18 protein-coding genes are annotated in these 22,674 nt (G+C 71.4%); 7 read left to right on the top strand and 11 right to left on the bottom strand.

The features are described from left to right. Positions 1–17 precede the first annotated feature (17 nt). Together ACWEOH_RS15175 and glnA are read right to left on the bottom strand one after the other, a co-directional pair. Complete coding sequence (locus ACWEOH_RS15175) at positions 18–236, bottom strand: hypothetical protein (RefSeq protein ID WP_452032381.1); 219 nt, start codon at positions 234–236, stop codon at positions 18–20. Positions 237–419: 183 nt separating this feature from the next. Continuing rightward, a complete protein-coding gene (gene glnA, locus ACWEOH_RS15180; protein ID WP_452032383.1) occupies positions 420–1,844 on the bottom strand; it encodes a type I glutamate--ammonia ligase in 1,425 nt (474 codons plus the stop codon). A gap of 140 nt (positions 1,845–1,984) precedes the next feature. On the opposite strand from glnA, the gene ACWEOH_RS15185 reads away from it, so the two are divergent. Further along, positions 1,985–2,419 (top strand): RDD family protein, encoded by a 435-nt coding sequence (locus ACWEOH_RS15185; protein ID WP_452032385.1) that lies wholly within the window; start codon positions 1,985–1,987, stop codon positions 2,417–2,419. Positions 2,420–2,478: 59 nt separating this feature from the next. Here ACWEOH_RS15185 and ACWEOH_RS15190 read toward each other — a convergent pair whose 3' ends face one another. From ACWEOH_RS15190 to lipB, 3 genes are all read right to left on the bottom strand, one after another. After that, on the bottom strand, positions 2,479–3,192 hold the full coding sequence (locus ACWEOH_RS15190) for a DUF4191 domain-containing protein (RefSeq protein WP_452032387.1): 714 nt from the start codon (positions 3,190–3,192) through the stop codon (positions 2,479–2,481). A gap of 73 nt (positions 3,193–3,265) precedes the next feature. After that, positions 3,266–4,255, bottom strand: a complete 990-nt coding sequence (lipA, locus tag ACWEOH_RS15195; protein WP_452032389.1) for a lipoyl synthase — start codon at positions 4,253–4,255, stop codon at positions 3,266–3,268. After that, complete coding sequence (gene lipB / locus ACWEOH_RS15200; protein ID WP_452032391.1) at positions 4,252–4,893, bottom strand: lipoyl(octanoyl) transferase LipB; 642 nt, start codon at positions 4,891–4,893, stop codon at positions 4,252–4,254. Before lipB ends, lipA begins: the two co-directional genes overlap by 4 nt. 122 nt (positions 4,894–5,015) lie before the next feature. Here lipB and ACWEOH_RS15205 point away from each other — a divergent pair, with 122 nt between their 5' ends. Then, positions 5,016–6,686: a hypothetical protein gene (locus tag ACWEOH_RS15205; RefSeq protein WP_452032393.1), complete on the top strand. Its 1,671-nt coding sequence runs from the start codon at positions 5,016–5,018 to the stop codon at positions 6,684–6,686. On the opposite strand, the gene sucB is transcribed toward ACWEOH_RS15205, so the two are convergent. From sucB to ACWEOH_RS15220, 3 genes are all read right to left on the bottom strand, one after another. Then, a complete protein-coding gene (gene sucB / locus ACWEOH_RS15210; RefSeq protein ID WP_452032395.1) occupies positions 6,683–8,305 on the bottom strand; it encodes a 2-oxoglutarate dehydrogenase, E2 component, dihydrolipoamide succinyltransferase in 1,623 nt (540 codons plus the stop codon). The two genes, ACWEOH_RS15205 and sucB, sit on opposite strands and share 4 nt — an antisense overlap. A gap of 66 nt (positions 8,306–8,371) precedes the next feature. After that, positions 8,372–9,745: a dihydrolipoyl dehydrogenase gene (lpdA, locus tag ACWEOH_RS15215; RefSeq protein WP_452032397.1), complete on the bottom strand. Its 1,374-nt coding sequence runs from the start codon at positions 9,743–9,745 to the stop codon at positions 8,372–8,374. Positions 9,746–9,842: 97 nt separating this feature from the next. Then, positions 9,843–11,315, bottom strand: coding sequence for a leucyl aminopeptidase (locus ACWEOH_RS15220; protein WP_452032399.1), 1,473 nt, complete (start codon positions 11,313–11,315; stop codon positions 9,843–9,845). An 88-nt stretch (positions 11,316–11,403) separates the two neighbouring features. Between ACWEOH_RS15220 and ACWEOH_RS15225 the strand changes: the two genes are divergently transcribed. From ACWEOH_RS15225 to ACWEOH_RS15240, 4 genes are all read left to right on the top strand, one after another. Then, a complete protein-coding gene (locus ACWEOH_RS15225) occupies positions 11,404–12,330 on the top strand; it encodes a proteasome assembly chaperone family protein (RefSeq protein ID WP_148735048.1) in 927 nt (308 codons plus the stop codon). A gap of 322 nt (positions 12,331–12,652) precedes the next feature. Beyond that, on the top strand, positions 12,653–14,101 hold the full coding sequence (locus ACWEOH_RS15230) for an RNA polymerase sigma factor (RefSeq protein WP_452032402.1): 1,449 nt from the start codon (positions 12,653–12,655) through the stop codon (positions 14,099–14,101). A gap of 7 nt (positions 14,102–14,108) precedes the next feature. After that, the gene (locus tag ACWEOH_RS15235) at positions 14,109–15,365 is read left to right on the top strand and encodes a Mur ligase family protein (RefSeq protein ID WP_452032404.1); all 1,257 of its coding nucleotides are present in this window, start codon (positions 14,109–14,111) and stop codon (positions 15,363–15,365) included. Continuing rightward, a complete protein-coding gene (locus ACWEOH_RS15240) occupies positions 15,362–16,108 on the top strand; it encodes a type 1 glutamine amidotransferase (protein ID WP_452032406.1) in 747 nt (248 codons plus the stop codon). The genes ACWEOH_RS15235 and ACWEOH_RS15240 overlap by 4 nt, the downstream gene beginning before the upstream one ends. A gap of 79 nt (positions 16,109–16,187) precedes the next feature. Here the strand turns inward: ACWEOH_RS15240 and ACWEOH_RS15245 are convergent, their stop codons facing one another. Then, positions 16,188–16,424: a DUF7455 domain-containing protein gene (locus ACWEOH_RS15245; protein WP_148735044.1), complete on the bottom strand. Its 237-nt coding sequence runs from the start codon at positions 16,422–16,424 to the stop codon at positions 16,188–16,190. A gap of 145 nt (positions 16,425–16,569) precedes the next feature. Between ACWEOH_RS15245 and ACWEOH_RS15250 the strand changes: the two genes are divergently transcribed. Next, on the top strand, positions 16,570–18,648 hold the full coding sequence (locus tag ACWEOH_RS15250) for a DNA gyrase/topoisomerase IV subunit B (RefSeq protein WP_452032409.1): 2,079 nt from the start codon (positions 16,570–16,572) through the stop codon (positions 18,646–18,648). A gap of 29 nt (positions 18,649–18,677) precedes the next feature. Here the strand turns inward: ACWEOH_RS15250 and ACWEOH_RS15255 are convergent, their stop codons facing one another. Together ACWEOH_RS15255 and ACWEOH_RS15260 are read right to left on the bottom strand one after the other, a co-directional pair. Continuing rightward, the gene (locus ACWEOH_RS15255; protein WP_452032411.1) at positions 18,678–20,012 is read right to left on the bottom strand and encodes an FAD-binding oxidoreductase; all 1,335 of its coding nucleotides are present in this window, start codon (positions 20,010–20,012) and stop codon (positions 18,678–18,680) included. 119 nt (positions 20,013–20,131) lie between these two features. Continuing rightward, positions 20,132–22,606 (bottom strand): DNA gyrase/topoisomerase IV subunit A, encoded by a 2,475-nt coding sequence (locus ACWEOH_RS15260; RefSeq protein ID WP_452032413.1) that lies wholly within the window; start codon positions 22,604–22,606, stop codon positions 20,132–20,134. Between the last annotated feature and the right edge of the window lie 68 nt (positions 22,607–22,674).

Here is a 22,674-nt window from a genome sequence, read left to right on the forward strand (position 1 = left end):
GTCGAGCGGACGGGTGCCTACGGACCTTTCGGCCTGCGGTCGCCCGGACGACCGATGCCGTTCCATTCGGTCTGGTCGCGCTGCGAGCGGGCGTACGCGTCGGCGCCCTCCTTCCGCATCGCGTCGTCATCCGCGTCGTGAGGAGCACTCCGATCCCGCACGAGCCGCATCACGAGGACCGCGATTCCCGCGAGCAGGATGACGACGACGATCGCGAGCGGCAGCCAGGTGTCCATGCCGCTCACGATACTCGCCGGAGACCGCGAAACCGAGGATTCCTCGTAGTCGACGTCAGACCGCTCGCTCCCGCACGACGAAGCCCCTCCCGGTGGACCGGGAGGGGCTTCGTGTTCGGGTCTCACGCGGTTCCGGATCCTGGGGAGGGGGACCGGAACCGCCGATCAGGGTGTGATTGCGGACTAGACGCCGTAGTAGAGCTCGTACTCGAACGGGTGGGGACGCTGGGCCAGCGGCTTCAGCTCCTTCTCGCGCTTGTAGTCGATCCAGGTCTCGATGAGCTCCTTGGTGAACACGCCGCCCTCGAGGAGGAAGTCGTGGTCGGCCTCGAGCGCGTCGAGCACGGCGTCGAGCGAACCCGGCACCTGGGGGATCGACTTGGCCTCCTCGGGCGGGAGCTCGTAGAGGTCCTTGTCGACCGGCTCGTGCGGCTCGATGCGGTTCTTGATGCCGTCGAGGCCGGCCATGAGCTGCGCGGCGAAGGCGAGGTAGGGGTTGCCCGAGGCATCCGGCGCGCGGAACTCGATGCGCTTGGCCTTGGGGTTGGTGCCCGTGATCGGGATGCGGATGGCCGCCGAGCGGTTGCCCGCCGAGTAGACGAGGTTCACGGGAGCCTCGAAGCCCGGCACGAGGCGGTGGTAGGAGTTCACCGTCGGGTTCGTGAAGGCGAGCAGCGCCGGGGCGTGACGCAGGATGCCGCCGATGTACCAGCGCGCGATGTCGGAGAGGCCGCCGTAGCCCGCCTCGTCGTAGAACAGGGGCTTGCCCTCGTTCCAGAGCGACTGGTGGGTGTGCATGCCCGAGCCGTTGTCGCCGAAGAGCGGCTTCGGCATGAACGTGGCCGTCTTGCCCCACTCGTTGGCGGTGTTCTTGACGATGTACTTGAACTTCAGGATGTCGTCGGCGGCGTGCACCATCGTGTCGAACTTGTAGTTGATCTCGCCCTGGCCGGCCGTGCCGACCTCGTGGTGCGAGCGCTCGACCTCGAGGCCCGCGTCGATGAGCTTGAGCACGATGTCGTCGCGAAGGTCGGAGTGCTGGTCGACGGGCGAGACGGGGAAGTAGCCGCCCTTGTACGCCGTCTTGTTGGCGAGGTTGCCGCCCTCCTCCTCACGGCCCGAGTTCCAGGCGCCCTCGCTGGAGTCGACCGAGTAGAAGCTCGCGTTCTGCTTCACCTCGTAGCGCACATCGTCGAAGATGTAGAACTCGGCCTCGGGCGCGAAGAACGCCGTGTCGGCGATGCCCGTGGATGCGAGGTACTTCTCGGCCTTCTTGGCGACCTGGCGCGGGTCCTTGCCGTAGATCTCGCCGTTGCGCGGGTTGTAGATGTCGAAGACCATCACGAGCGTGCGCTCGGCGCGGAAGGGGTCCACGTAGGCGGTGGAGACATCCGGGATCAGCTGCATGTCCGACTCGTGGATCGAGGCGAAGCCGCGGATCGACGATCCGTCGAAGAGCTGGCCGACCGTGAAGAACTCCTCGTCGACAGTCGACGCCGGGATGTTGAAGTGCTGCTGCACGCCCGGAAGGTCGGTGAAGCGGATGTCGAGGAACTTGACATCCGTCTCCTTGATGAACTTGAGCACTTCAGACGAATCACTGAACATGTGTCGGAATCTCCAAGAGGGGCGAGTGGGACCGGACGGACGTCGACAGCCGTACCCGACGCTAGCGAGTCGCCGTTTCCCGACCGTGACGCGAATGTTTCCGCCATGTTACGCGCAGGCGGGCTCGGTAGACTCGTCGGGTGCCTGACGCGAAACCCCGAACCTCCGGCGGCCTCGAACCCAGCCGCTGGCCGGGGGAGCGGCTCGGCCTCCCCGATTCCGGGCCCGGATCGGTCGGTCGCGTCGGCCGCCGCATCGCCGCCATCGCCATCGACTGGGCCGCGGCGATGCTCATCGCGCTGCTGTTCGCGCCGTACGACTCGGCGGTGTTCTCGTGGATCACGCTCGGCATCTTCGCCCTCATGCAGGTGCTCTTCATCCCCACCATCGGCGGCAGTGTCGGCCACCGCATCGTCGGCCTGCGGGTCGTGCCCATCGCCGGCGGCTGGATCGGTCCATGGCGCCCCGTCGTCCGCACGCTCCTGCTCGTCCTCGTGATCCCGGCGGTCGTCTGGGACTCCGACCAGCGCGGCGTCCACGACAAGCTCGCCGGCACGGTGCTGATCCGGGCGTAGCCCCGAACATGCAGAAGCGGCATCCGCCGGTGACGGATGCCGCTCGCTGGTCGTCGGGGTCAGCGCATCTTGCCGCGCTGGGGCCGGACCTTCATCGGGTCGATGCCCTTCGGGATGGGCAGCGCGGTCTGGAGCGAGTTCAGGCGGTTCGAGACCGCGAGCACCTCGGGCTTGGTGAGCGTGCGCTTCGTCTTGCGCAGGGTGGCGGCGAGGCGGTGCAGCTCGACGGCGCCCTCCTCGTGGCCGACGGCGATGAGCGTGACGGGGACGTTGGGCAGCACGCGCGCGATCTTGCGCTTCTCGTCGTCGAGCATGCGCTGGGTCCGCGACACCGGGCCCTCGCTGATGAGCACCACACCGCCGCGGCCGACCGCGCGATAGACCGCGTCCTGCGTCTTGCCGTTCACGGCGACGGGCATCTCGTTGCCGACCCAGCCGCGGCGCAGGCCGCTGCGGAGCACGGCGCCAACGGCGCCCGGCTGCCCGTCGATCTGCGAGTACGCGGCGCGCTCAGCGCGGCGGCCGAGGATGACCAGGGCGAGCAGGAAGCCCGCGAGCACGCCGGCAACGATCCAGAGTGCGATCGTGAAGCCGTTGCCGTCGCCGAGCCAGAGCGCGAGCGCGAGGCCCACGAGGACGGGCGCGAGGAAGCCGAGGAGCATGAGCCACTGCGCGCTCGGGTCGTAGCGGCGGGTCATCTGGAAGACCTGCCACATCTGCTTCATGCGGCCGGGCTCCTTCGGAGCGGACGGCTTGTCCTTGGTGCGTGCCATGGTCTCAAGGATAGCGGCGGCGGACGCCGCCTCCGACCGCGTTCACCGACGGCGGAGGCGGCATCCCGATGCCTCAGCCGACGGCCTGCGCGAAGCCGAGCGACGCGTCGGCGAGGTGGCTGAGCTCGGGCGGCAGCTCGCGGCCCTTCGCGTGCATCGACTGCGCCCAGAGTCGGCCGGCACGGTACGACGAGCGCACCAGCGGACCGGCGAGCACGCCGAGGAAGCCGATCTCCTCGGCCTCCTGCTTGAGCTCGACGAATTCCTCGGGTCGCACCCAGCGGTCGACCGGCAGGTGGCGCGGGCTCGGGCGCAGGTACTGGGTGATCGTGATGATGTCGGTGCCGGCGTCGTGCAGGTCCTGCAGGGCCTGCGTGACCTCGGCGCGCTCCTCGCCCATGCCGAGGATGAGGTTCGACTTCGTGATCAGGCCCGCGTCGCGGCCCTGCGTGATCACATCGAGCGACCGCTCGTAGCGGAAGGCCGGACGGATGCGCTTGAAGATGCGCGGCACCGTCTCGACGTTGTGGGCGAACACCTCGGGTCGGGCCGAGAAGACCTCGCCGAGCAGCTCGGGGTTGCCCGAGAAGTCGGGGACGAGGATCTCGACGCCCGTGCCGGGTGACTGGCGGTGGATCTCGCGGATCGTCTCCGCGTAGAGCCAGGCGCCCTCGTCGGGCAGGTCGTCGCGGGCGACGCCGGTCACGGTGGAGTAGCGCAGCTGCATCCGCACGACGGACTCGGCCACGCGGCGCGGCTCGTCGACGTCGTAGTCGGCCGGCTTGCCCGTGTCGATCTGGCAGAAGTCGCAGCGACGCGTGCACTGGGAACCGCCGATGAGGAAGGTGGCCTCCCGATCCTCCCAGCACTCGTAGATGTTCGGGCAGCCGGCCTCCTGGCAGACCGTGTGCAACTCCTCGCCCTTCACGAGCTGCTGCAGCTGGCGGTACTCGGGTCCCATCTTCGCCCGCGTCTTGATCCACTCGGGCTTGCGCTCGATGGGGGTCTGGGCGTTGCGGACTTCGAGGCGCAGCATCCGGCGCCCCTCTGGTGCGGTGCTCATGCGGCGACCGCCGCCTCGGCCTCGGCGCGGAACCGCCGGGTGATCGGGTCGACCAGGTCCTCGGGGGTCACGTCGTATCCGAGCTCGCGCGTGATGGTGGTCACGCCGGCGTCGCGGATGCCGCAAGCCACGATCTTCTCGTAGGGGTCGAGCGAGTTCGAGCAGTTGAGTGCGAACCCGTGCATCGTCACGCCGTCGGCGACGCGGATGCCGATGGCGGCGATCTTGTTCTCGTGGCCCGGCTCGCCGACCCAGACGCCCGAGCGTCCCTCGACGCGGCGTCCGTCGACGCCGAGTTCGGCGAGCACGTCGATGAGGATGCCCTCGACACGGCGCACGTAGCCGACCACGTCGACCGGCTCGGCGAGCCGGAGGATCGGGTAGCCGACGAGCTGCCCCGGTCCGTGCCAGGTGATCTTGCCGCCGCGGTCGACGTCGATGACGGGGGTTCCGTCGGTCGGCCGCTCATCGGGCGCAGTCCGCTTGCCGGCGGTGTAGACGGAGGGGTGTTCCAGGAGGATGACGGTGTCGGGGCGTTCGCCCCTGACGACCGCGCGATGGACGGCGCGCTGAAGGTCGAGACCCTCGATGTACGGCACGGAGTTGGCGCTTAGCCCCGCGACGACGAAGTCGAGCATGCCGTCCAGTCTATGCGGGCGGATGCCGCGACTCGTCCTCCACACGGCGGGCGGCCGTGTGGCTGCCCTCGCGCGGTCGTCTTCCGACCGTCTGCGCCCAGCCGGCGCGACATCCTTCCACCATGAGCCGCCGATCGCGACGCGAGCACCCGACCGAGCGCCGTCCCGATCCGGTCGCGCGCGGCGTCGCGGCGGCACCCCTCGACGGCCGGCTCGTGGGCTACCGGCTGATCCGCCGCATCGCGTCGGGCGACCGGGCCGACGTCTACCTCGCTGCGGTCGGTCGGCCCGCACCGCCCGGCTCCGACGGCGTCGGGCCTGCGGGCCGGTCGACCGCTGTCGCGAGTGGTTCGACCGGTGTCGCAAGTGGAGCGCACGGCGTGCCGGCGCTCGTGGTGCTCCGCGTCTACGACGCCGAGGCCGACGACGCCGCGATCGCGTGCGAGCTCGAGGCGATGTCGACGGATGCCGCGGGCGCCCTCCCGCGGCTCCACGACGTGGCGACCCTGCCCGACGGGCGCTGCTGCGTGGTGGTGGAGCGGCTCGGCGGCGGCTCGCTCGCGCGGACACTCTCGAGTCGCACGATCACCGCCGGCGAAGCCGTCACGATCCTCGCGCCGATCGTGGTCGCCGTGGGCGACCTCGCGTCGAGGGGATACGCGCACACGCGGCTCGCGGTGAGCGACATCGTCTTCGACGACGGCGGTCGTCCGCGCATCCTGGGGCTCGGCGCCCTGCAGCGCATGCCCGACCGCGGCGCCGACCGCACGGCGCTTCGACGCGTCGCCCACGAGCGCCTCGCCGATCTCGTGGAGGACGTGGCGGCCGCAGTGATGCCAGTGGGCGCGCTCGTGGAGGCCGTCGACCTCATCCGCTCGCGCCTTGCCGCCCGTCCGTTCGCGCCGTGCGAGGCAGAGCTCGAGCGTCGCCTGTTCGAGCTCGCGACGCCCGAGCCCGTGCGGGAGATCGCCACGGCGGTGAGCCCGCGCCGGCTGCCCGCTCGGGTCGCGCCGCCGACCCCGTCCCCTGTGGAGGCGGACATGGACGCGGAGGGGGCCGTCGTGGCGCCCAAGCCGCATGGTGCCGTCCCCGGCGGATGGCGGCGATGGCTCGCGCTCGTCCAGGCGCCCGAGGGCGTCGTCGAGCAGCTCGCCGCGGCGGCCGACGTCGACCGGGTCGCCAACGGCCGCACGCGGCTCGCGGACCTCATCCGAGCCCGCGGCCGGGCGGTCACGGTGGGCGCGCTCCTCGGCGGAGCTGCGCTCGTGTCGATGCTCACGCTCGTGCCGCCGGCGGGTGCCGAGGGCGGCCGTGTGGCCGGAGCGTCGGGCGGCGCAGCGGGGGAGCCCGACGTGGGCGAGGTCCAACCGATCGAGGAACCGACGGCCGACACTCAGGCCACGAACCCGCCGGTGTCGCCGGAGGCCGATACCGCGGCGCCGCCCTCGTCGGTGGACGATCTCGGCGGGAGCACTCCCGACGACGTCGTGGCGGCCGCGCGCGACCTGCTCGGTCGACGAGCGGAGTGCTTCGCGGCGCTCGACCTCGGCTGCCTGGGCACGGTCGTGCAGCCGGGCTCGGCGATCGAGGCGTCGGATCGAGCCGCGTTGGTCGCCGCACGCGACGGCGAGGCGCTGCCGCCGACGGATTTCGACCCGGCCACCCTCGAGGTCGTGGCCGAGATGGGCGGCGCCGTGCTGGTGCGCGCCCGAGCGACCCCCGAACGCGAACCGGCCTCGCTCCTCATGGTGAGGGGCGAGGCCGGTTGGCGCTTGCGCGAGGTGTTCGACTAGATGCCGAGCGACGACTGGAAGTCGCCCTCCTCGAGGCGCTCCTTGACCGCGGTCAGGAAGCGGGCGGCGTCGGCACCGTCGATGATGCGGTGGTCGTACGACAGGGCCAGGTAGACCATCGAGCGGATCGCGATCGCGTCCTCGCCGTCCTGCTTCACGACGACGGGGCGCTTCACCACGATGCCGGTGCCCAGGATGGCCGACTGCGGCAGGAACACGACCGGCGTGTCGAACAGCGCGCCGCGCGAGCCGGTGTTCGTCAGCGTGAACGTGCCGCCCGAGAGCTCGTCGGGCTTCAGCTGGTTGTTGCGCGTGCGGTCGGCCAGGTCGGCGATCTGCGCGGCGAGCTGGGCGATGTTGAGCTCGCCCGCGTCGCGGATGACCGGCGTCAGCAGGCCGCGCTCGGTGTCGACCGCGATGCTGATGTTCTCCGTCGACGGGTAGACGATACTCTCGCCGTCGACCGTCGAGTTGACGATCGGGTAGGCCTTGAGCGCCTCGGCGGCGGCCATCGCGAAGAACGGCAGGAAGGAGAGCTTGTTGCCCGTCTTCTCGAGGAACTCGCCCTTGACGCGGTCGCGGAGGCGCGCCACGCGCGTCACGTCGACCTCGACGACGGTGGTCAGCTGCGCGGTCGACGTCATCGAGACGACGGCGCGCTCGGCGACCACCTTGCGCAGGCGGGTCATCGGCACCGTGGTGCCGCGCAGCGGCGACGTCTCGAGCGGCGTGCGGGCGGGTGCTGCGGCAGGAGCCTCGGCAGCCGGCGCCTGGCCGGCGGTCAGCACGTCCTGCTTGCGGATGCGGCCGCCGACGCCCGTGCCGGTCACGCTCGCGAGGTCGACGCCCTGCTCGTTGGCGAGCTTGCGCACGATCGGCGTCACGTAGCCGCTGGGGCCTGCGTGCGCACCGGCGGGCGCCGCTTCGGCAGCGGGGGCCGCAGGAGCGGGAGCGGGAGCCGGCGCGGCAGCGGGGGCCGCCTGCGGAGCGGGCGCGGGTGCCGTCGGAGCGGCCTCGGGGGCCGGTGCGGCGGGCGCCGGAGCAGCGGCTGGCGCCGCAGGTGCCGCCTGCGGGGCGGGTGCCGGAGCAGCCTCGGGAGCCGGCGCGGGAGCGGCGGCCGGTGCGGGTGCGGGCGCAGGCGCCGGAGCTGCCTCGGTGGCCGGCGCCGGCGCTGCCTCGGGTGCGGGGGCGGGCGCGGCAGCCGGCTCGGCTGCGGGCGCCGGAGCGGCGGGCGCCGCCTCGGCGGCAGGAGCCGGAGCGGCCGGCGCAGCCTCGGGAGCGGGTGCGGCCTCGGCGGCAGGAGCCGGAGCGGCCGGGGCCGCTTCGGGAGCGGGCGCGGCCTCGGCAGCAGGTGCCGCCTCGGCGGGCGCCGCAGCGCCGGATCCGTCGCCGATCGTGACGAGGGGCGTGCCGACCTCGACGGTCTCGTCCTCCTGGACGAGGATCGCCTCGATCACGCCGGCCACGGGCGACGGGATCTCGGTGTCGACCTTGTCGGTCGACACCTCGAGCAGCGGTTCGTCGACCTCCACACGGTCGCCGACGTTCTTCAGCCATCGGGTGACCGTGCCCTCCGTGACACTCTCACCGAGTGCCGGGAGGCTGACGGATTCGCTCATGCGCTTGTCTCCTTCACAGCGTGTGACGCTTTCTAGCTTATTGCAGTCGTGTTCGCGGGCGCGGGCTCAGAGCGCGTGCAGCGGCTTGCCGGCGAGCTTGAGGAACGCCTCGCCCAGCGCCTCGTTCTGGGTCGGGTGGGCGTGGATGAACGGGGCGATGTCCTCGGGGTACGCCTCCCAGTTCACGGCCAGCTGGGCCTCGCCGATCAGCTCGCCGACGCGGGCGCCGATCATGTGCACGCCGACCACGGGTCCGTCGTTCACGCGGACGACCTTGATCGAGCCGCTCGTCTCGAGGATGTGGCTCTTGCCGTTGCCGGCGAGGTTGTACTCGTACGAGGAGACCTGGTCGGCGCCGAACTTCTCGGCGGCACGGGCCTCGGTGTAGCCGATGGAGGCGACCTCGGGCTCGCAGTAGGTGACCTTGGGGATGTTGACGTCCTCGACGACGATCGGGTTGAGGCCCGCGATCTCCTCGGCGACGAAGATGCCCTGCTGGAAGCCGCGGTGCGCGAGCTGGAGGCCCGGGACGATGTCGCCGACGGCGTAGACGCCCGGCAGGTTGGTGGCGAGTCGCTCGTCGGTGATGACGAAGCCGCGGTCCATGGTGACGCCGACCTCTTCGTAGCCGAGGCCCTGCGTCGCCGGGCCGCGGCCGACGGCGACGAGCAGCAGCTCGGCCTCGACGGTCTCGCCGTTCTCGAGCGTCACGACGACGCCCTGGTCGTTCTGGGTGACGCCCTGGAAGCGCACGCCGAGCTTGTAGTCGATGCCGCGCTTGCGGAACGCGCGCTCGAGCTGCTTCGAGACCGACTCCTCCTCGTTGGGCACGAGGTGGGGGAGCGCCTCGATGATGGTGACCTCGGCGCCGAACGACTTCCAGACGCTCGCGAACTCGACGCCGATGACGCCGCCGCCGAGCACGGCGACCTTGTTGGGCACGAAGTCGAGCTCGAGCGCCTGCTCGCTGGTGATCACGCGGCCGCCGATCTCGAGGCCGGGGAGCGAACGCGAGTACGAGCCGGTCGCGAGGATGACGTTCTTGCCGACGATGCGGTCGTCGCCGACCTGCACCGCGTTGGCGGCGACGAGACGGCCCTCGCCCTCGATCACGGTGATGCCGCGGGCCTTGACGAGGCCCTGCAGGCCCTTGAACTTGCTGGTGACGATGCTCTGGCGGTACTGCGTCACCGCGGGGACGTCGATGCCCTCGAAGGTCGAGCGGACGCCGAAGCGGGCCGACTCACGCGAGTTGTCGGCGATCTCGGCGGCGTGCAGCAGCGCCTTCGTCGGGATGCAGCCGCGGTGGAGACACGTGCCTCCGAGCTTGTCCTTCTCGATGAGGCCGACGGTGAAGCCCAGCTCGACGGCCCGCAGCGCCGCTGCGTACCCTCCGCTGCCGCCTCCGAGGATGACAATGTCGAAGTTCTGCTCGGACAACCGCAATCTCCCTTGCGCATCGATCTGCGACACGGTCTGACCCCGGTAGGTGATCGGGGGCAGGGTGCTGGGCGACGATCTCGCCCATAGCACCCTACTACCCTTCGGCGAGCTGCTCGCCCAGCTTGACGAGCGTGCGGACGGCGACTCCGGTGGCCCCGCTTCCCGTGAATCCCCAGGGTCCGCCGGCGTTGTTCGACGGCCCCGCGATGTCGAGGTGCGCCCACGGGATCCGCTCCTCGGAGCCCGCTCGCGTGCCCACGAACTCGCGAAGGAAGACGCCCGCCAGGAGCATCCCCGGGACGGTCTGCCCGAGCTTCGTGTTCGCGAGGTCGGCGACGTCGGACTTGAGGAGCGCGAGCAGGTCGGCGGGGAGCGGCATGGGCCAGGTGGGCTCGGCGACCGCGTCGGCTGCGGCGCGGACCCTCGCGACGAGCTCGTCGTCGCCCATCAGCCCGGCGATGCGGTGACCGAGCGCCACGACCTGCGCGCCCGTCAGGGTCGCGACGTCGACGATCGCGTCGGGCTGCTCCTCGCTTGCCGCGACGAGTCCGTCGGCGAGCACGAGGCGCCCTTCCGCATCGGTGTTCAGCACCTCGACCGTCGTGCCGCCGTGGATCCGCAGCACGTCGTTGGGCCGCACGGCGGTGCCGGACGGCAGGTTCTCGGCGAGGCAGAGCCATCCGGTGACGCGCACGGGCACCTGCAGCTCGGCGAGCGCGACGATCGCCGAGAGCACCGCGGCCGCGCCGGCCATGTCGGTCTTCATGCCCACCATCGACGCCATCGGCTTGATCGAGAGCCCGCCCGAATCGAACGTGATGCCCTTGCCCACGAGCGCGAGGTGCACGGATGCCCCGGCCGGCGCGTAGTCGAGGCGCACGAGCCTCGGCCCGCGGCTCGAGCCCTGCCCGACGGCGAGGATCCCGCCGAAGCCGTCGGCGGCGAGGGCCTCCTCGTCCCAGACCTTCGCCGCGACGCCGGCGCCGCTCGCCGCCTCGACGGCGAGTTCGGCCAAGCGCGCTGGGAAGAGCTCCGCGGGCGACGTGTTGACGAGGTCCTTCGTGCGCGCGACCGCGGCGGCCACGGCGCGGACACGGTCGAGCCCGAAGGTGTCGACGTCGAGCGAGGAGTGCAGCGTGATCTCCTCCACGGGCGACTTCGGCTTCGCCTTGTAGGCGGTGTAGGCGTAGGCGCCGAGCGCCGCACCCTCGAGGACCGCCGCAGCGTCCTCGGGGTCGTCGACCGGGATCGCGACGGCGAGCGTCGCCACGCCGGTGAGCTGTCGCACCGCGCTGCCGGCCGCGAGGCGGAGCGCCGCGGCATCCGCTGCCTCGCCCGTGCCGACCACGACGACCAGGCGCGGCCCGCCCTCGGGGCCGGGGACCTTCACGACCTCCTCGGCCGTGCCCTTCGCGCCGAGCGCCACCAAGGCCGCGGGCACCCATTCGAAGCCGTCGACCGCGAGCAGCTCGGCGCCGTCGGCGCCGCTCCTCGCGGCGAGCAGCACGGCGTCGGCGCCGGACTCGGCGGCGGGGGCGGGGGAGACGGAGAGCAGGGGGACGGTCATGCAGCCGATCGTACGTGTTCGCTCTCGGCATCATCCGACGCGCGCGGCGACCGCCGGGCGCCCTCCGGGCCGTCGTTAGGCTGGAGGCATGCGCGATCCACGCTCCCTCTACGAGCGCAATCCCGACGTCCAGGTGCCGCCCGGACTCCCGCTCATCGCGGGGCTGACCGGCTTCGCCGACGCGGGCTCGGCCGTCGCGCAGACGACGGAGTACCTCCTCACGACCCTCGACACCACGGTCGTCGCCACCTTCGACGCCGACGAGCTGCTCGACTACCGGGCACGGCGTCCGATCATCCTGTTCGAGGGCGACCACCTCGCCGACTACCGTCCGCCGCGGCTGAGCCTCGACCTCGCACGCGACGAGATCGGCCAGCAGTTCCTCATGCTCACGGGCTACGAGCCCGACTTCCAGTGGGAGCGGTTCGGGGCCGCCGTGCTCGGACTCATCGACGAGTTCCAGGTCTCGTCGACGACCTGGATCAACTCCATTCCCATGCCCGTGCCGCACACCCGCCCGATCGGCATGACCGTGAGCGGCAACCGCACCGACCTCATCGAGGCGATGTCGATCTGGCGGCCGACGACCGAGGTGCCCTCGAACGCGCTCCACCTCGTCGAGTACCGCCTGCAGCAGGAGGAGCACCCCACGACGGGCTTCGTGCTCCTCGTGCCGCACTACCTCTCCGACGCGGAGTACCCGACGGCGGCGATCGCCGCGCTCGAGGCCATCAGCGCATCGACCGGCCGCATCTTCCCGACCGACGCGCTGCGCGAGCAGGGCCGGGAGTTCGTCGCCCGCATCGACGAGCAGGTCGCCGAGAACGCCGAGCTCGCGAAGCTCGTCGGCACGCTCGAGGAGCGTCACGACTCGTACATGGAGGGCACGACGCTGCGCTCGCCCCTCACCGACGAGGACGGCGAGCTGCCCTCGGCCGACGAGATCGCGGCCGAGCTCGAGAAGTTCCTCGCCTATCGCCGCACGCGCGACGACGACACGCCGCTCGGCGGCTGAGCCTCCGATCCAGCCGCGTCGCCGCGCGGGCGCCCGCGCGATGGCCGGAGTTCCGCGGAATCCCGGGCCCGAGGGGAATGCACAGGGCAGGCCGGGCGTTGCAACCAGCGGGGAGAAGAGCGCGGGCGTCCGCGAGTCCGACGGGCTGTCAGGCTGTATAATAGAGGCAGGACCCGTTCTGGTCTGCGGGTGCGAGATCGTCGCACCGGTTCACGCGGACTTGACATGGGTCCTCATAGTGTCCGAAATCGACCGGACCGACAGCACGAGCCGAACGTCCGAGAGGGCAAGCGCCGCGCGACGGTAGGAGAGGTTCAAACGAATGGCAACGACGAAGGCTGCGACGTCGGCGAAGGGCGAGGCGGAGAAGCCCGCCGCAGCGCGCACGACGGCCGCGAAGTCGACCGCCGCCAAGACGGCCACGAAGGCCACCGCCGCGACGTCAGCGGCGAAGACGAAGGCATCCGCTGCGAAGACCGGCGGCACGAAGGCGGCCGCGTCCAAGAGCGCGACGACGCCGGCGACCAAGAAGCCGCGCACCAGCACGGCGAAGTCCGCCGCGAAGCCCAAGGGCAAGGCCAAGGCCGGCGCCGTGGGTGACGACGAGGACGAGCTCGACCCCGAGGACCTCGAGGAGGTCGACGTCGAGGCCGAGGTCGCCGCCGAGGGCGACGAGGCCGCCGAAACCGCCGACGCGGCATCCGAGGGCGCAGCCGACGCCGAGGGCGCGGCAGAGGCCGACGAGGAGGACGCGAAGCCCGAGGTCGCGGTCGAGCCGCACCCCACCGGTGCGCTCGTGCTGCGCGCGGTCGACGACGAGGACGAGGTGCCCGTCTACTCGAGCGCGATCACCGGCGCGACGGCCGACCCGGTCAAGGACTACCTGAAGCAGATCGGCAAGGTGGCGCTCCTGAACGCGGCCGAGGAGGTCGAGCTCGCGATGCGCATCGAGGCCGGCCTGTTCGCCGAGGAGAAGCTGTCGCACATGAGCGACGCCGAGAAGCGCTCGCAGCTCGGTCGTGAGCTGCAGTGGGTCGCGAAGGACGGCCAGCGCGCGAAGAGCCACCTGCTCGGCGCGAACCTGCGCCTCGTGGTCTCGCTCGCGAAGCGCTACACCGGCCGCGGCATGCAGTTCCTCGACCTCATCCAGGAGGGCAACCTCGGCCTCATCCGTGCGGTCGAGAAGTTCGACTACACCAAGGGCTTCAAGTTCTCGACCTACGCGACGTGGTGGATCCGCCAGGCGATCACCCGCGCGATGGCCGACCAGGCCCGCACCATCCGCATCCCGGTGCACATGGTCGAGGTCATCAACAAGCTCGCCCGCGTGCAGCGCCAGATGCTGCAGGACCTGGGCCGCGAGCCCACGCCCGAGGAGCTGTCGAAGGAACTCGACATGACCCCCGAGAAGGTCATCGAGGTGCAGAAGTACGGCCGCGAGCCGATCTCGCTGCACACCCCGCTCGGCGAGGACGGCGACAGCGAGTTCGGCGACCTCATCGAGGACACCGAGGCGGTCGTGCCGGCCGACGCGGTGGGCTTCACGATGCTGCAGAAGCAGCTCGAGTCGCTGCTCGACTCCCTGAGCGAGCGCGAGGCGGGCGTGATCCGCATGCGCTTCGGCCTCGGCGACGGCATGCCGAAGACCCTCGACCAGATCGGCGACACGTTCGGCGTCACGCGCGAGCGCATCCGCCAGATCGAGTCGAAGACGATGGCGAAGCTGCGCCACCCGTCCCGCTCGCAGTCGCTGCGCGACTACCTCGAGTAGGCCGGCGGTGCGCTACGCGCCGGCGATCCTCGTCGGCAGGCTCACCCGATTCGCCGCCCGGCTGCGCAAGCCCGGCGGCGGATCGGCTGTTCCCGGCCTCGTCGTCAACCGCATCGCGCCCGGGTACCTGAAGCGCACGCTCTCGGGCTTCCCGCAGGGCCTCGTGGTGGTCTCGGGTTCGAGCGGCAAGTCGACGACCACGAAGATGCTGGTCGCGATCCTGCGTGCGCACGGCGTCGACGTGTTCACGAACCCCTCCACCGCGAACATCAGCCAGGGCCTCACGTCCGCGCTCCTCGAGCGCGCCGACTGGCAGGGCCGTGTACCCGGCGACGTGGCCGTCCTGGAGATGGACGAGGGGCACGGCGCGCTCGTCATGCAGGGCGTCGACGCGCGCATCGTCGCGCTGACCAACGTCATGGTCGACCAGATCGACCGCTTCCACGACTCCGACATGGTCGCCGGCATGCTCGAGCGCATCGCCGCTCGCGCGCACGAGGCCGTCGTCCTGAACGCGGACGATGCCTACCTCGAGCGCCTCGCCTGGGCGACCGGACCCGCCGTGGCGGTGCATCGCTACGGCGTCTCCGCCGAGGTGCTCACGCGTTCGCCGCGCGGCCTCGGCTACACGGAGACGGCGCCCGAGCGGCTCGCGCCCGGGGCCGGCGTCGTGGTCGAGTCGGTGAGCGGCGCGTCGGCCGTGCTGCGCGACGGCGCGGCATCCGTCGACGTCAGGCTGCCGGCCCGCGGCACGCACTACGCTGTCGACGCGGCCGCCGCCTACGCAACCGCGAAGGCGGTGCTGGGGGAGCGGTTCTCGCCGACGACCGCCGCCGACGCGCTGAGCGCCATCCCGGCCGTCTTCGGTCGCGGCGAGCGCGTGCGCGTGCGCGACCAGGACGTCGAGTTCGTCCTCGTGCAGAACCCCGCCAGCTACCAGCTCAACGTCGACAGCATCGAGCCGGGCACCGAGCAGATCCTCTTCGCGATCGGCTCCGACGTGCGCGACCCGTCCTATTTCTGGCCCACGGATGCCTCGTCGCTCGGCCGTGTCGCGATCGTGAGCGGCTCGAAGGCCCATGAGGCCGCCCTCATGCTCGCGTACGACGGCGTGGAGATCGACCGGGTCGAGCCCGACCTCGGCCGCGCGCTCGACGACTTCCTCGCGGCGCCGGCGCCGGCGACCGGCGTGAAGACCATCGTGTTCTCCGCCGACGCGATGCGCCGCACGCGCGCCCACCTCGGACTCTCGGGAGCGGAATGACGAGCCTCACGATCGCGGCGCTCCTGCCCCGACTGCAGAACACGAACGGCGACGCCGAGAACGCGCACGTGCTCGCTCGTCGCGCTGGCTGGGCCGGGCTCGACGCGCGCGTGGTCGCGGTCGAGTCGCGCGACGACCTCCCCGACCGCGTCGACGCCGTGGTGCTCGGGTCGGGCAGCGATTCGTCGCTCGCGGCGAGCCGCACGGCGTTGCTGGGCCTGCACGACGAGCTGCGCACCTGGGGCACCGAGGGCGTCCCGATCCTCGCGATCGGCACCGGGTGGGAGCTCCTGAGCTGGGGCGTCGAGCGCCCCGGCGGATCGAGCCTCGAGGGTCTCGGCATCCTTCCGGGGCGTGCGGTCCCGCGCACCGGGCGGGTCACGGACGACCTCGTGGTCGCGTCGCCGCGGTTCGGCCTGCTCGTCGGGTTCGAGAACCACGCCCGCGACTACGTGGGCGCCGAGGGATCGCCGCTCGGGCGCGTGCGCGCCGGCACCGGAAACGGACGAGACTCCGGCCAGGAGGGCGTCGTCATGGGCGCCGTGATCGGCACGCACCTGCACGGTCCGGTGCTCGCCAAGAACCCCGCCTTCGCGGACCACCTGCTTCGGGTCATGGCCGAGCGCGCCGGCGTCGCGTACGCGCCGGGCGAACAGGCCGCCGTCGTCGACGGCTACGCGACCGCCGCGCGAGAGGCGCAGCTCGCCGCGGCGCGGGTCGCGGCATCCGCCGCCGACGCCTGAGCTCGCCCCCACTCGACCGGCGACGCCCGGAAACGACGAACGCCCCGGCCGAAGCCGGGGCGTTCACGTCGTTCGGGCGTCAGTCGCGGTCGTCGACGAGGAGTCGGCTCGACTCGTCGTGCCAGCTGTGCGCGATCTGCGAGAGCTTCTCCTGGTGCTTGCGTCCGTGGTGGGCGCAGAAGAGCAGCTCGCCGCTCGCGACGACGACTCGGATGTAGGCCTGCGCGCCGCAGGCGTCGCAGCGGTCGAGCGCGGTGAGCTCGTAGGGGGTGTCGAGTTCGTCGACCGCACCGGGGCTGTCGGTGTACTGCGTCATGGCTCCTCCTCCTGGCTCACGATCGATGTTCCGTTCATCAATGAAAACACGCGGAGGAGCCGGTTCCTTCCGTTGGTCGCCGCATTTCGCTGTGCGCGTAGCGCCTGCGCGGCGGTGTCCTCGGGCGACAGTAGAGTGATCCGACGTGAGCTCCGACTATTCCGCACGCCACCTCTCCGTCCTCGAGGGCCTCGAGGCGGTTCGCAAGCGACCCGGCATGTACATCGGGTCGACCGACTCGCGCGGGCTCATGCACTGCCTCTGGGAGATCATCGACAACTCGGTCGACGAGGCGCTCGCGGGGCACGGCAGCGAGATCGGCGTGCTGCTGCATCCCGACGGCAGCGTCGAGGTGCGCGACCGGGCGCGCGGCATCCCCGTCGACATCGAGCCGAAGACCGGGCTCTCGGGCGTCGAGGTCGTGTTCACGAAGCTCCACGCGGGCGGCAAGTTCGGCTCTGGCTCCTACGCGGCCTCGGGTGGCCTGCACGGCGTGGGCGCGTCGGTCGTCAACGCCCTGTCCGAGCGCCTCGACGTCGAGGTCGATCGCGACGGCAAGACCTGGGCGATGTCGTTCCACCGCGGCGAGCCGGGCGTGTTCGCCGACACGGGCGCACCGACGCCCGACGCCCCGTTCACCCCGTTCGAGGAACGCAGCGAGCTGCGCGTCGTCGGCAAGGTGGCCAAGGGCGTCACGGGCACGCGCATCCGTTACTGGGCCGACCGGCAGATCTTCACGAAGGGCGCCGAGTTCCAGACCGACGAGCTGCTCGGGCGCGCGCGACAGACCGCGTTCCTCGTGCCGGGCCTCGCGATCGACGTGACCGACGAGCGCGGCGCCGAGCCGCACACGACCTCGTTCCAGTTCGAGGGCGGCATCTCCGAGTTCGTCGAGCACCTGGCGACGGATGCCCCGCTCACCGACATCTGGCGCATCACCGGGTCGGGCGGCTTCGCCGAGACCGTCCCCGTGCTCACGGACGGCGGTGCGATGGTGCCGACCGAGCTCCAGCGCGAGTGCCACGTCGACATCGCCCTGCGCTGGGGCACCGGCTACGAGACGATCGTGAAGTCGTTCGTCAACATCATCGCCACGCCCAAGGGCGGCACCCACCAGACGGGATTCGACCAGGGGTTGTTGCGATTCCTGCGCCAGCAGGTCGAGCAGAACGCCCGGCGCCTCAAGGCCGGCAACGACAAGCTCGAGAAGGACGACGTGCTCGCCGGCCTCACGGCCGTGATCACCGTGCGACTGCCCGAGCCGCAGTTCGAGGGGCAGACGAAGGAGGTGCTCGGCACCCCCGCCGTGCGCGCCATCGTGGCCAACGTGCTCACGAAGGAGCTCGGGGCGCGCTTCGCCTCGACGAAGCGCGACGACAAGGCGCAGTCCGCCCTGCTGCTCGACAAGGTCGTCGCCGAGATGAAGTCGCGCATCTCCGCCCGCGCGCACAAGGAGACCCAGCGCCGCAAGAACGCGCTCGAGAGCTCGTCGCTCCCCGCGAAGCTGGTGGACTGCCGCTCGAGCGACGTCGCGCACAGCGAGCTGTTCATCGTCGAGGGCGACTCGGCGCTCGGCACGGCCAAGCTCGCCCGCGACAGCGAGCACCAGGCGCTCCTGCCGATCCGCGGCAAGATCCTCAACGTGCAGAAGGCGAGCGTCTCCGACATGCTCGGCAACGCCGAGTGCGCCTCGATCATCCAGGTGATCGGCGCGGGATCGGGCCGGAGCTTCGACCTCGCGTCCGCGCGCTACGGCAAGGTCATCATCATGAGCGACGCCGACGTCGACGGCGCGCACATCCGCACGCTGCTGCTCACGCTGTTCTTCCGGTACATGCGGCCGATGATCGAGGAGGGCCGCGTCTTCGCCGCGGTCCCGCCGCTGCACCGCGTGGTCGTGATGAACCCGGGCTCGAAGCCCAACGACACCATCTACACGTACTCCGAGGCGGAGCTCCAGGGCGTGCTCGCCCAGCTGAAGAAGCAGGGCCGCCGCTACCAGGACCCGATCCAGCGTTACAAGGGCCTCGGCGAGATGGACGCCGACCAGCTCGCGACGACGACGATGGACAAGCGGCACCGCACGCTGCGCCGCGTCGGCCTCGGCGACGCCGAGAACGCCGGTCGGGTGTTCGAGCTGCTCATGGGCAACGACGTGGCACCGCGCAAAGAGTTCATCATCGACAGCTCCGACGCGCTCGAGCGCGACCGCATCGACGCCTGACGCCGACGCAGCCGACGTGTCGACCCGCTTCAGCGAGTCGACGGGCGGATGTTCTGGTTCAGGTGGAAGACGTTGCCGGGGTCGTACGCGTCCTTCACCGCGGTCAGCCGGGTGAGCTTCTCGTCGGAGTACGCGCGGCGGAGGCCCGCGGCGCCGTCGTCGCCGAGCACGTTGACGTAGGCGCCGCTCGCGAAGCGGTCCATGGCGCCGGCATAGCGTCGCGCCGCCGACATCCGGGCCTCGTCCTCCGACGGATCGCCCCACCGCGCGGCGGCGACGAACTCGAACGCGGTGTCGCGCCGTGAGAAGGCGGCGTCGTCGTCGACGACGTCGGCGATCGCGCCACCGTAGGCCTGCAGGCTCACGTCGGGAAGGTAGGGTTCGTCGCGCTCGAGCACGAGGTCGATGAGCTCGTCGTCCAGGGTGCGGAAGTAGTGGCCCTTCCAGTACCGCCGCCAGGTGTGGCCCTCGACGTCGTCCTCGCGGGTCTGCAGCTGCAGGTAGGACATCGGCTCGATGACGCGGGCGGTCGGCTCGGCCGCCGCCGACAGCTCGCGGTCGAGCTCCGCGATCGCGGCGCCTCCCGCCTCGGGGTCGCCGACCCAGACGAGCCCGAGGGCCACGTCCTGCCCAGAGATCGTTGCCGTGAAGGTCGCCTGCCGCGCCGCGATCGTGCTCAGGTCGCGCCATCGTCGCATCGGCAGCGCCGCCACCGCCGCGGGGTAGTGGAACTCCGCCGCGATCGTGCGCCCCGGTTCGGGGTGGAGGACGAACTCGAACTCCGTCACGACACCGAAGTTGCCGCCGCCGCCGCGCAGCGCCCAGAACACCTCGGGGTGCTCCTCGGCGCTCGCGCGCACGATCGAGCCGTCGCCGGTGACGACCTCGAACGAGACGACGTTGTCGCAGGTCAGGCCGTGCCGTCGCGCCAGCCAGCCCATCCCGCCGCCGAGCGTCAGCCCGCCGACTCCGGTGTGCGAGACGTTTCCCGCGGTCGTCGCGAGGCCGTGCTCCTGCGCCCCCACGTCGAGCGCCGCGAGGAGCGCGCCGCCCTGCACGCGAGCCCGACGCGTCGCAGGATCGACCACGACCGCGCCCATCGGGCGGAGATCGATCATGAGGCCGCCGTCGGGCACCGCGTGTCCGACGATGCCGTGCCCGCCGCAGCGGATCCCGACCTCGAGGTCGTGCTCGCGCGCGTACCGCAGGGCCGAGACGACATCAGCGGCGTCGGAGCACCGCACGACGAACCTCGGATACCGGTCGACCATGGCGTTCCACACCGTCCGCGCCTCGTCGTAGCCGTCGTCGCCGGGCGCGAGCACGCCTCCGCCGATCGCCTGCTCCAGCACCGCACGCGTCATCGCAGCCCCCAGCCGTCACGGGCCGGATGCCGCGGGCGGTTCCGCTCGCGCCGGCCACGGCCGAATATGCCGGTCGTGGCTGCCGACGTCAAGCGTGCGGAGTAGCCGTCGAGCGGCGCTCAGCCGATGCGCCGCCCCACGGCGGCGACCACGGCCTCGAGCGCCTGGCCCGAACCGTCGCGCTTCGCGCCGCCGTCGGGCAGCTGGCGCGCGGATCCGTCAGCGCCCACCGCGAGCGCGGGAGACGGGCCGACCCAGGCGAGGTGCAGGGCATCCTCGCCCTTCAGGAATCGCTGCGCCCGTACGCCACCGGTCGCACGGCCCTTCGCCGGGAACTCCGTGAACGAGCTCACCTTCGCGCTGCCGGGGTCGGTGCCGAGCAGCGTCTCGTTGCTCGCGGCGACCGTGACGACCACCGCGTCGGCCGCGGAATCGGCCGGCACGCTCGTGAAGTGCACGACGTGCGCACCCGAGGCCAGGTTGATTCCGGCCATGCCGCCCGCCGGGCAGCCCTGCGGGCGCACGGATGCCGCGGGGAACCGCAGCAGCTGCGCGTCGGAGGCGACGAACACCAGCTCGTCGGTCTCGTCGCCCTGCACCGCGCCGACGACCTCGTCGCCGGCCTTCAGGCCGATGACCTCGAACTCGGGCTTGTTGGGATAGGCGTTCGCGGCGACGCGCTTCACCACGCCCTGCTTCGTGCCGAGAGCGATCGAGCGGTCGCCGTCGAGCGCCACGATCGCGAGCACCTTCTCGTCTCGGTTCGGCAGCGCGAGGTAGTCGCCGACGCGGACGCCGGCGCCGAGCTGCACCGAGGTCGGCGGCAGCATCGGCAGGTCGACGGGCGTGAACCGGATGAGGCGGCCCAGGCTCGTGACGGCGCCGATCTCGGCGCGGCTCGTCGTGTCGAGCGTCGAGCGGATGGCGTCGTGCTTGCTCCGGCGAGCCGGCTGCGTGATCGCTGGCCGGCCGTCAGGACCGTCGGGGAGGTCGACGCGGGCGATGCGACCCGTCGCGCTGAGGAACACGCGGCACGCGACATCCGCCACCTCGAGGTCGGCCGCGGCGTGCTTCGCACGCGTGCCCGCGATGCTCGGTCGGGCATCGGTGAGCAGCGTGCGCCGCGGCGTGCCGTAGCGCTCGGCGATCTCGGCGAGCTCGTCGGACACGAGCGCCTCGATGCGGTGGCGGCTCGCCAGCAGGGCCTCGAGCTCCTCGATCTCGGCGCGGAGCTTGTCGCGCTCGGCCTCGAGCTCGAGGCGCGAGAACTTCGTGAGCCGGCGCAGGCGGAGCTCGAGGATGTACTCGGCCTGCAGCTGGCTGAGGTCGAACACGTCCATGAGGCGGGTGCGCGCCTGCTCGGCCTCGTCGCTCGTGCGGATGACCTGGATGACCTCGTCGATGTCGAGGATCGCGATGAGCAGGCCTTCGACGAGGTGCAGCCGCTCCTTGCGGCGCGCCAGGCGGAACTGCGACCGTCGCGTCACCACCGAGATGCGGTGCGCGACGTACACCTGCAGGAGCTCGCGCAGCCCGAGCGTCTGCGGGCCGCCGTCGACGAGGGCGACGTTGTTGATGTTGAACGAGTCCTCGAGGGGCGTCAGCCGGTAGAGCTGCTCAAGCACCGCCTCGGGGCTGAACCCCGTCTTGATGCCGATGACGAGGCGCAGGCCGTTGGTGCGGTCGGTGAGGTCGGTGACGTCGGAGATGCCGCTGATCTTCTTGGCGTTGACGCCGTCCTTGATCTTCTCGATGACCTTCTCGGGGCCCACGAGGTAGGGGAGCTCGGTCACCACGAGCCCGGTCTTGCGTGCGGTGATGCTCTCGACGCTCACCTTCGCGCGGGTCTTGAAGCTGCCGCGGCCGGTCGCGTACGCGTCCTTGATGCCGGCGAGGCCGACGATCGTGCCGCCGGTCGGCAGGTCGGGGCCGGGCACGTACTCCATGAGCTCGTCGAGCGTCGCGTTCGGGTGGGCGATGAGGTGCCGCGCGGCCGCGACCACCTCGATGAGGTTGTGCGGCGCCATGTTCGTGGCCATGCCCACGGCGATGCCGCTCGCGCCGTTGACGAGCAGGTTCGGGTAGGCCGCCGGCAGGACCTCGGGCTGGGTGAGCTGGTTGTCGTAGTTCGGGACGAAGTCGACGACGTCCTCGTCGAGCCCCTCGGTCATCGCGAGCGCGGGGGAGGCCAGGCGGGCCTCGGTGTAGCGCGGTGCGGCCGGACCGTCGTCGAGCGAGCCGAAGTTGCCGTGCCCGTCGACGAGCGGCACGCGCAGCGTGAACGGCTGCGCCATGCGCACGAGGGCGTCGTAGATGGCCGTGTCGCCGTGCGGATGCAGCTTGCCCATGACCTCGCCGACGACGCGCGCCGACTTCACGTGGCCGCGGTCGGGCCGCAGGCCCATCTCGACCATCTGGTAGAGGATGCGTCGCTGCACGGGCTTCAGTCCGTCGCGCGCGTCGGGCAGGGCCCGCGAGTAGATGACCGAGTAGGCGTACTCGAGGAACGAGCCCTGCATCTCGGTGGCGACGTCGACGTCCTGGATGCGTTCGACGATCGGCTCGTCGGCGGGCGGGTTCTTGGCTCGGGTCATCCGTGGTCTCTGCTGCTGGCGTGCGGTGCACGCGGGGGAACGGGCGCGCGCCCGGCCTGTGCCAGACT

The sequence above is a fragment of the Agromyces sp. NPDC004153 genome, assembly GCF_053603635.1.

What these genes read in the sequence shown, in the direction of transcription:
- ACWEOH_RS15255 (WP_452032411.1), bottom strand. Translation starts at nt 20,012, where the DNA reads ATGACGCGTGCGGTGCTGGAGCAGGCGATCGGCGGAGGCGTGCTCGCG.
- sucB (WP_452032395.1), bottom strand. Translation starts at nt 8,305, where the DNA reads ATGAGCGAATCCGTCAGCCTCCCGGCACTCGGTGAGAGTGTCACGGAG.
- lipB (WP_452032391.1), bottom strand. Translation starts at nt 4,893, where the DNA reads ATGCTCGACTTCGTCGTCGCGGGGCTAAGCGCCAACTCCGTGCCGTAC.
- ACWEOH_RS15205 (WP_452032393.1), top strand. Translation starts at nt 5,016, where the DNA reads ATGAGCCGCCGATCGCGACGCGAGCACCCGACCGAGCGCCGTCCCGAT.
- ACWEOH_RS15190 (WP_452032387.1), bottom strand. Translation starts at nt 3,192, where the DNA reads ATGGCACGCACCAAGGACAAGCCGTCCGCTCCGAAGGAGCCCGGCCGC.
- ACWEOH_RS15245 (WP_148735044.1), bottom strand. Translation starts at nt 16,424, where the DNA reads ATGACGCAGTACACCGACAGCCCCGGTGCGGTCGACGAACTCGACACC.
- ACWEOH_RS15225 (WP_148735048.1), top strand. Translation starts at nt 11,404, where the DNA reads ATGCGCGATCCACGCTCCCTCTACGAGCGCAATCCCGACGTCCAGGTG.
- ACWEOH_RS15260 (WP_452032413.1), bottom strand. Translation starts at nt 22,606, where the DNA reads ATGACCCGAGCCAAGAACCCGCCCGCCGACGAGCCGATCGTCGAACGC.
- ACWEOH_RS15240 (WP_452032406.1), top strand. Translation starts at nt 15,362, where the DNA reads ATGACGAGCCTCACGATCGCGGCGCTCCTGCCCCGACTGCAGAACACG.
- lipA (WP_452032389.1), bottom strand. Translation starts at nt 4,255, where the DNA reads ATGAGCACCGCACCAGAGGGGCGCCGGATGCTGCGCCTCGAAGTCCGC.
- glnA (WP_452032383.1), bottom strand. Translation starts at nt 1,844, where the DNA reads ATGTTCAGTGATTCGTCTGAAGTGCTCAAGTTCATCAAGGAGACGGAT.
- ACWEOH_RS15175 (WP_452032381.1), bottom strand. Translation starts at nt 236, where the DNA reads ATGGACACCTGGCTGCCGCTCGCGATCGTCGTCGTCATCCTGCTCGCG.
- ACWEOH_RS15220 (WP_452032399.1), bottom strand. Translation starts at nt 11,315, where the DNA reads ATGACCGTCCCCCTGCTCTCCGTCTCCCCCGCCCCCGCCGCCGAGTCC.
- ACWEOH_RS15230 (WP_452032402.1), top strand. Translation starts at nt 12,653, where the DNA reads ATGGCAACGACGAAGGCTGCGACGTCGGCGAAGGGCGAGGCGGAGAAG.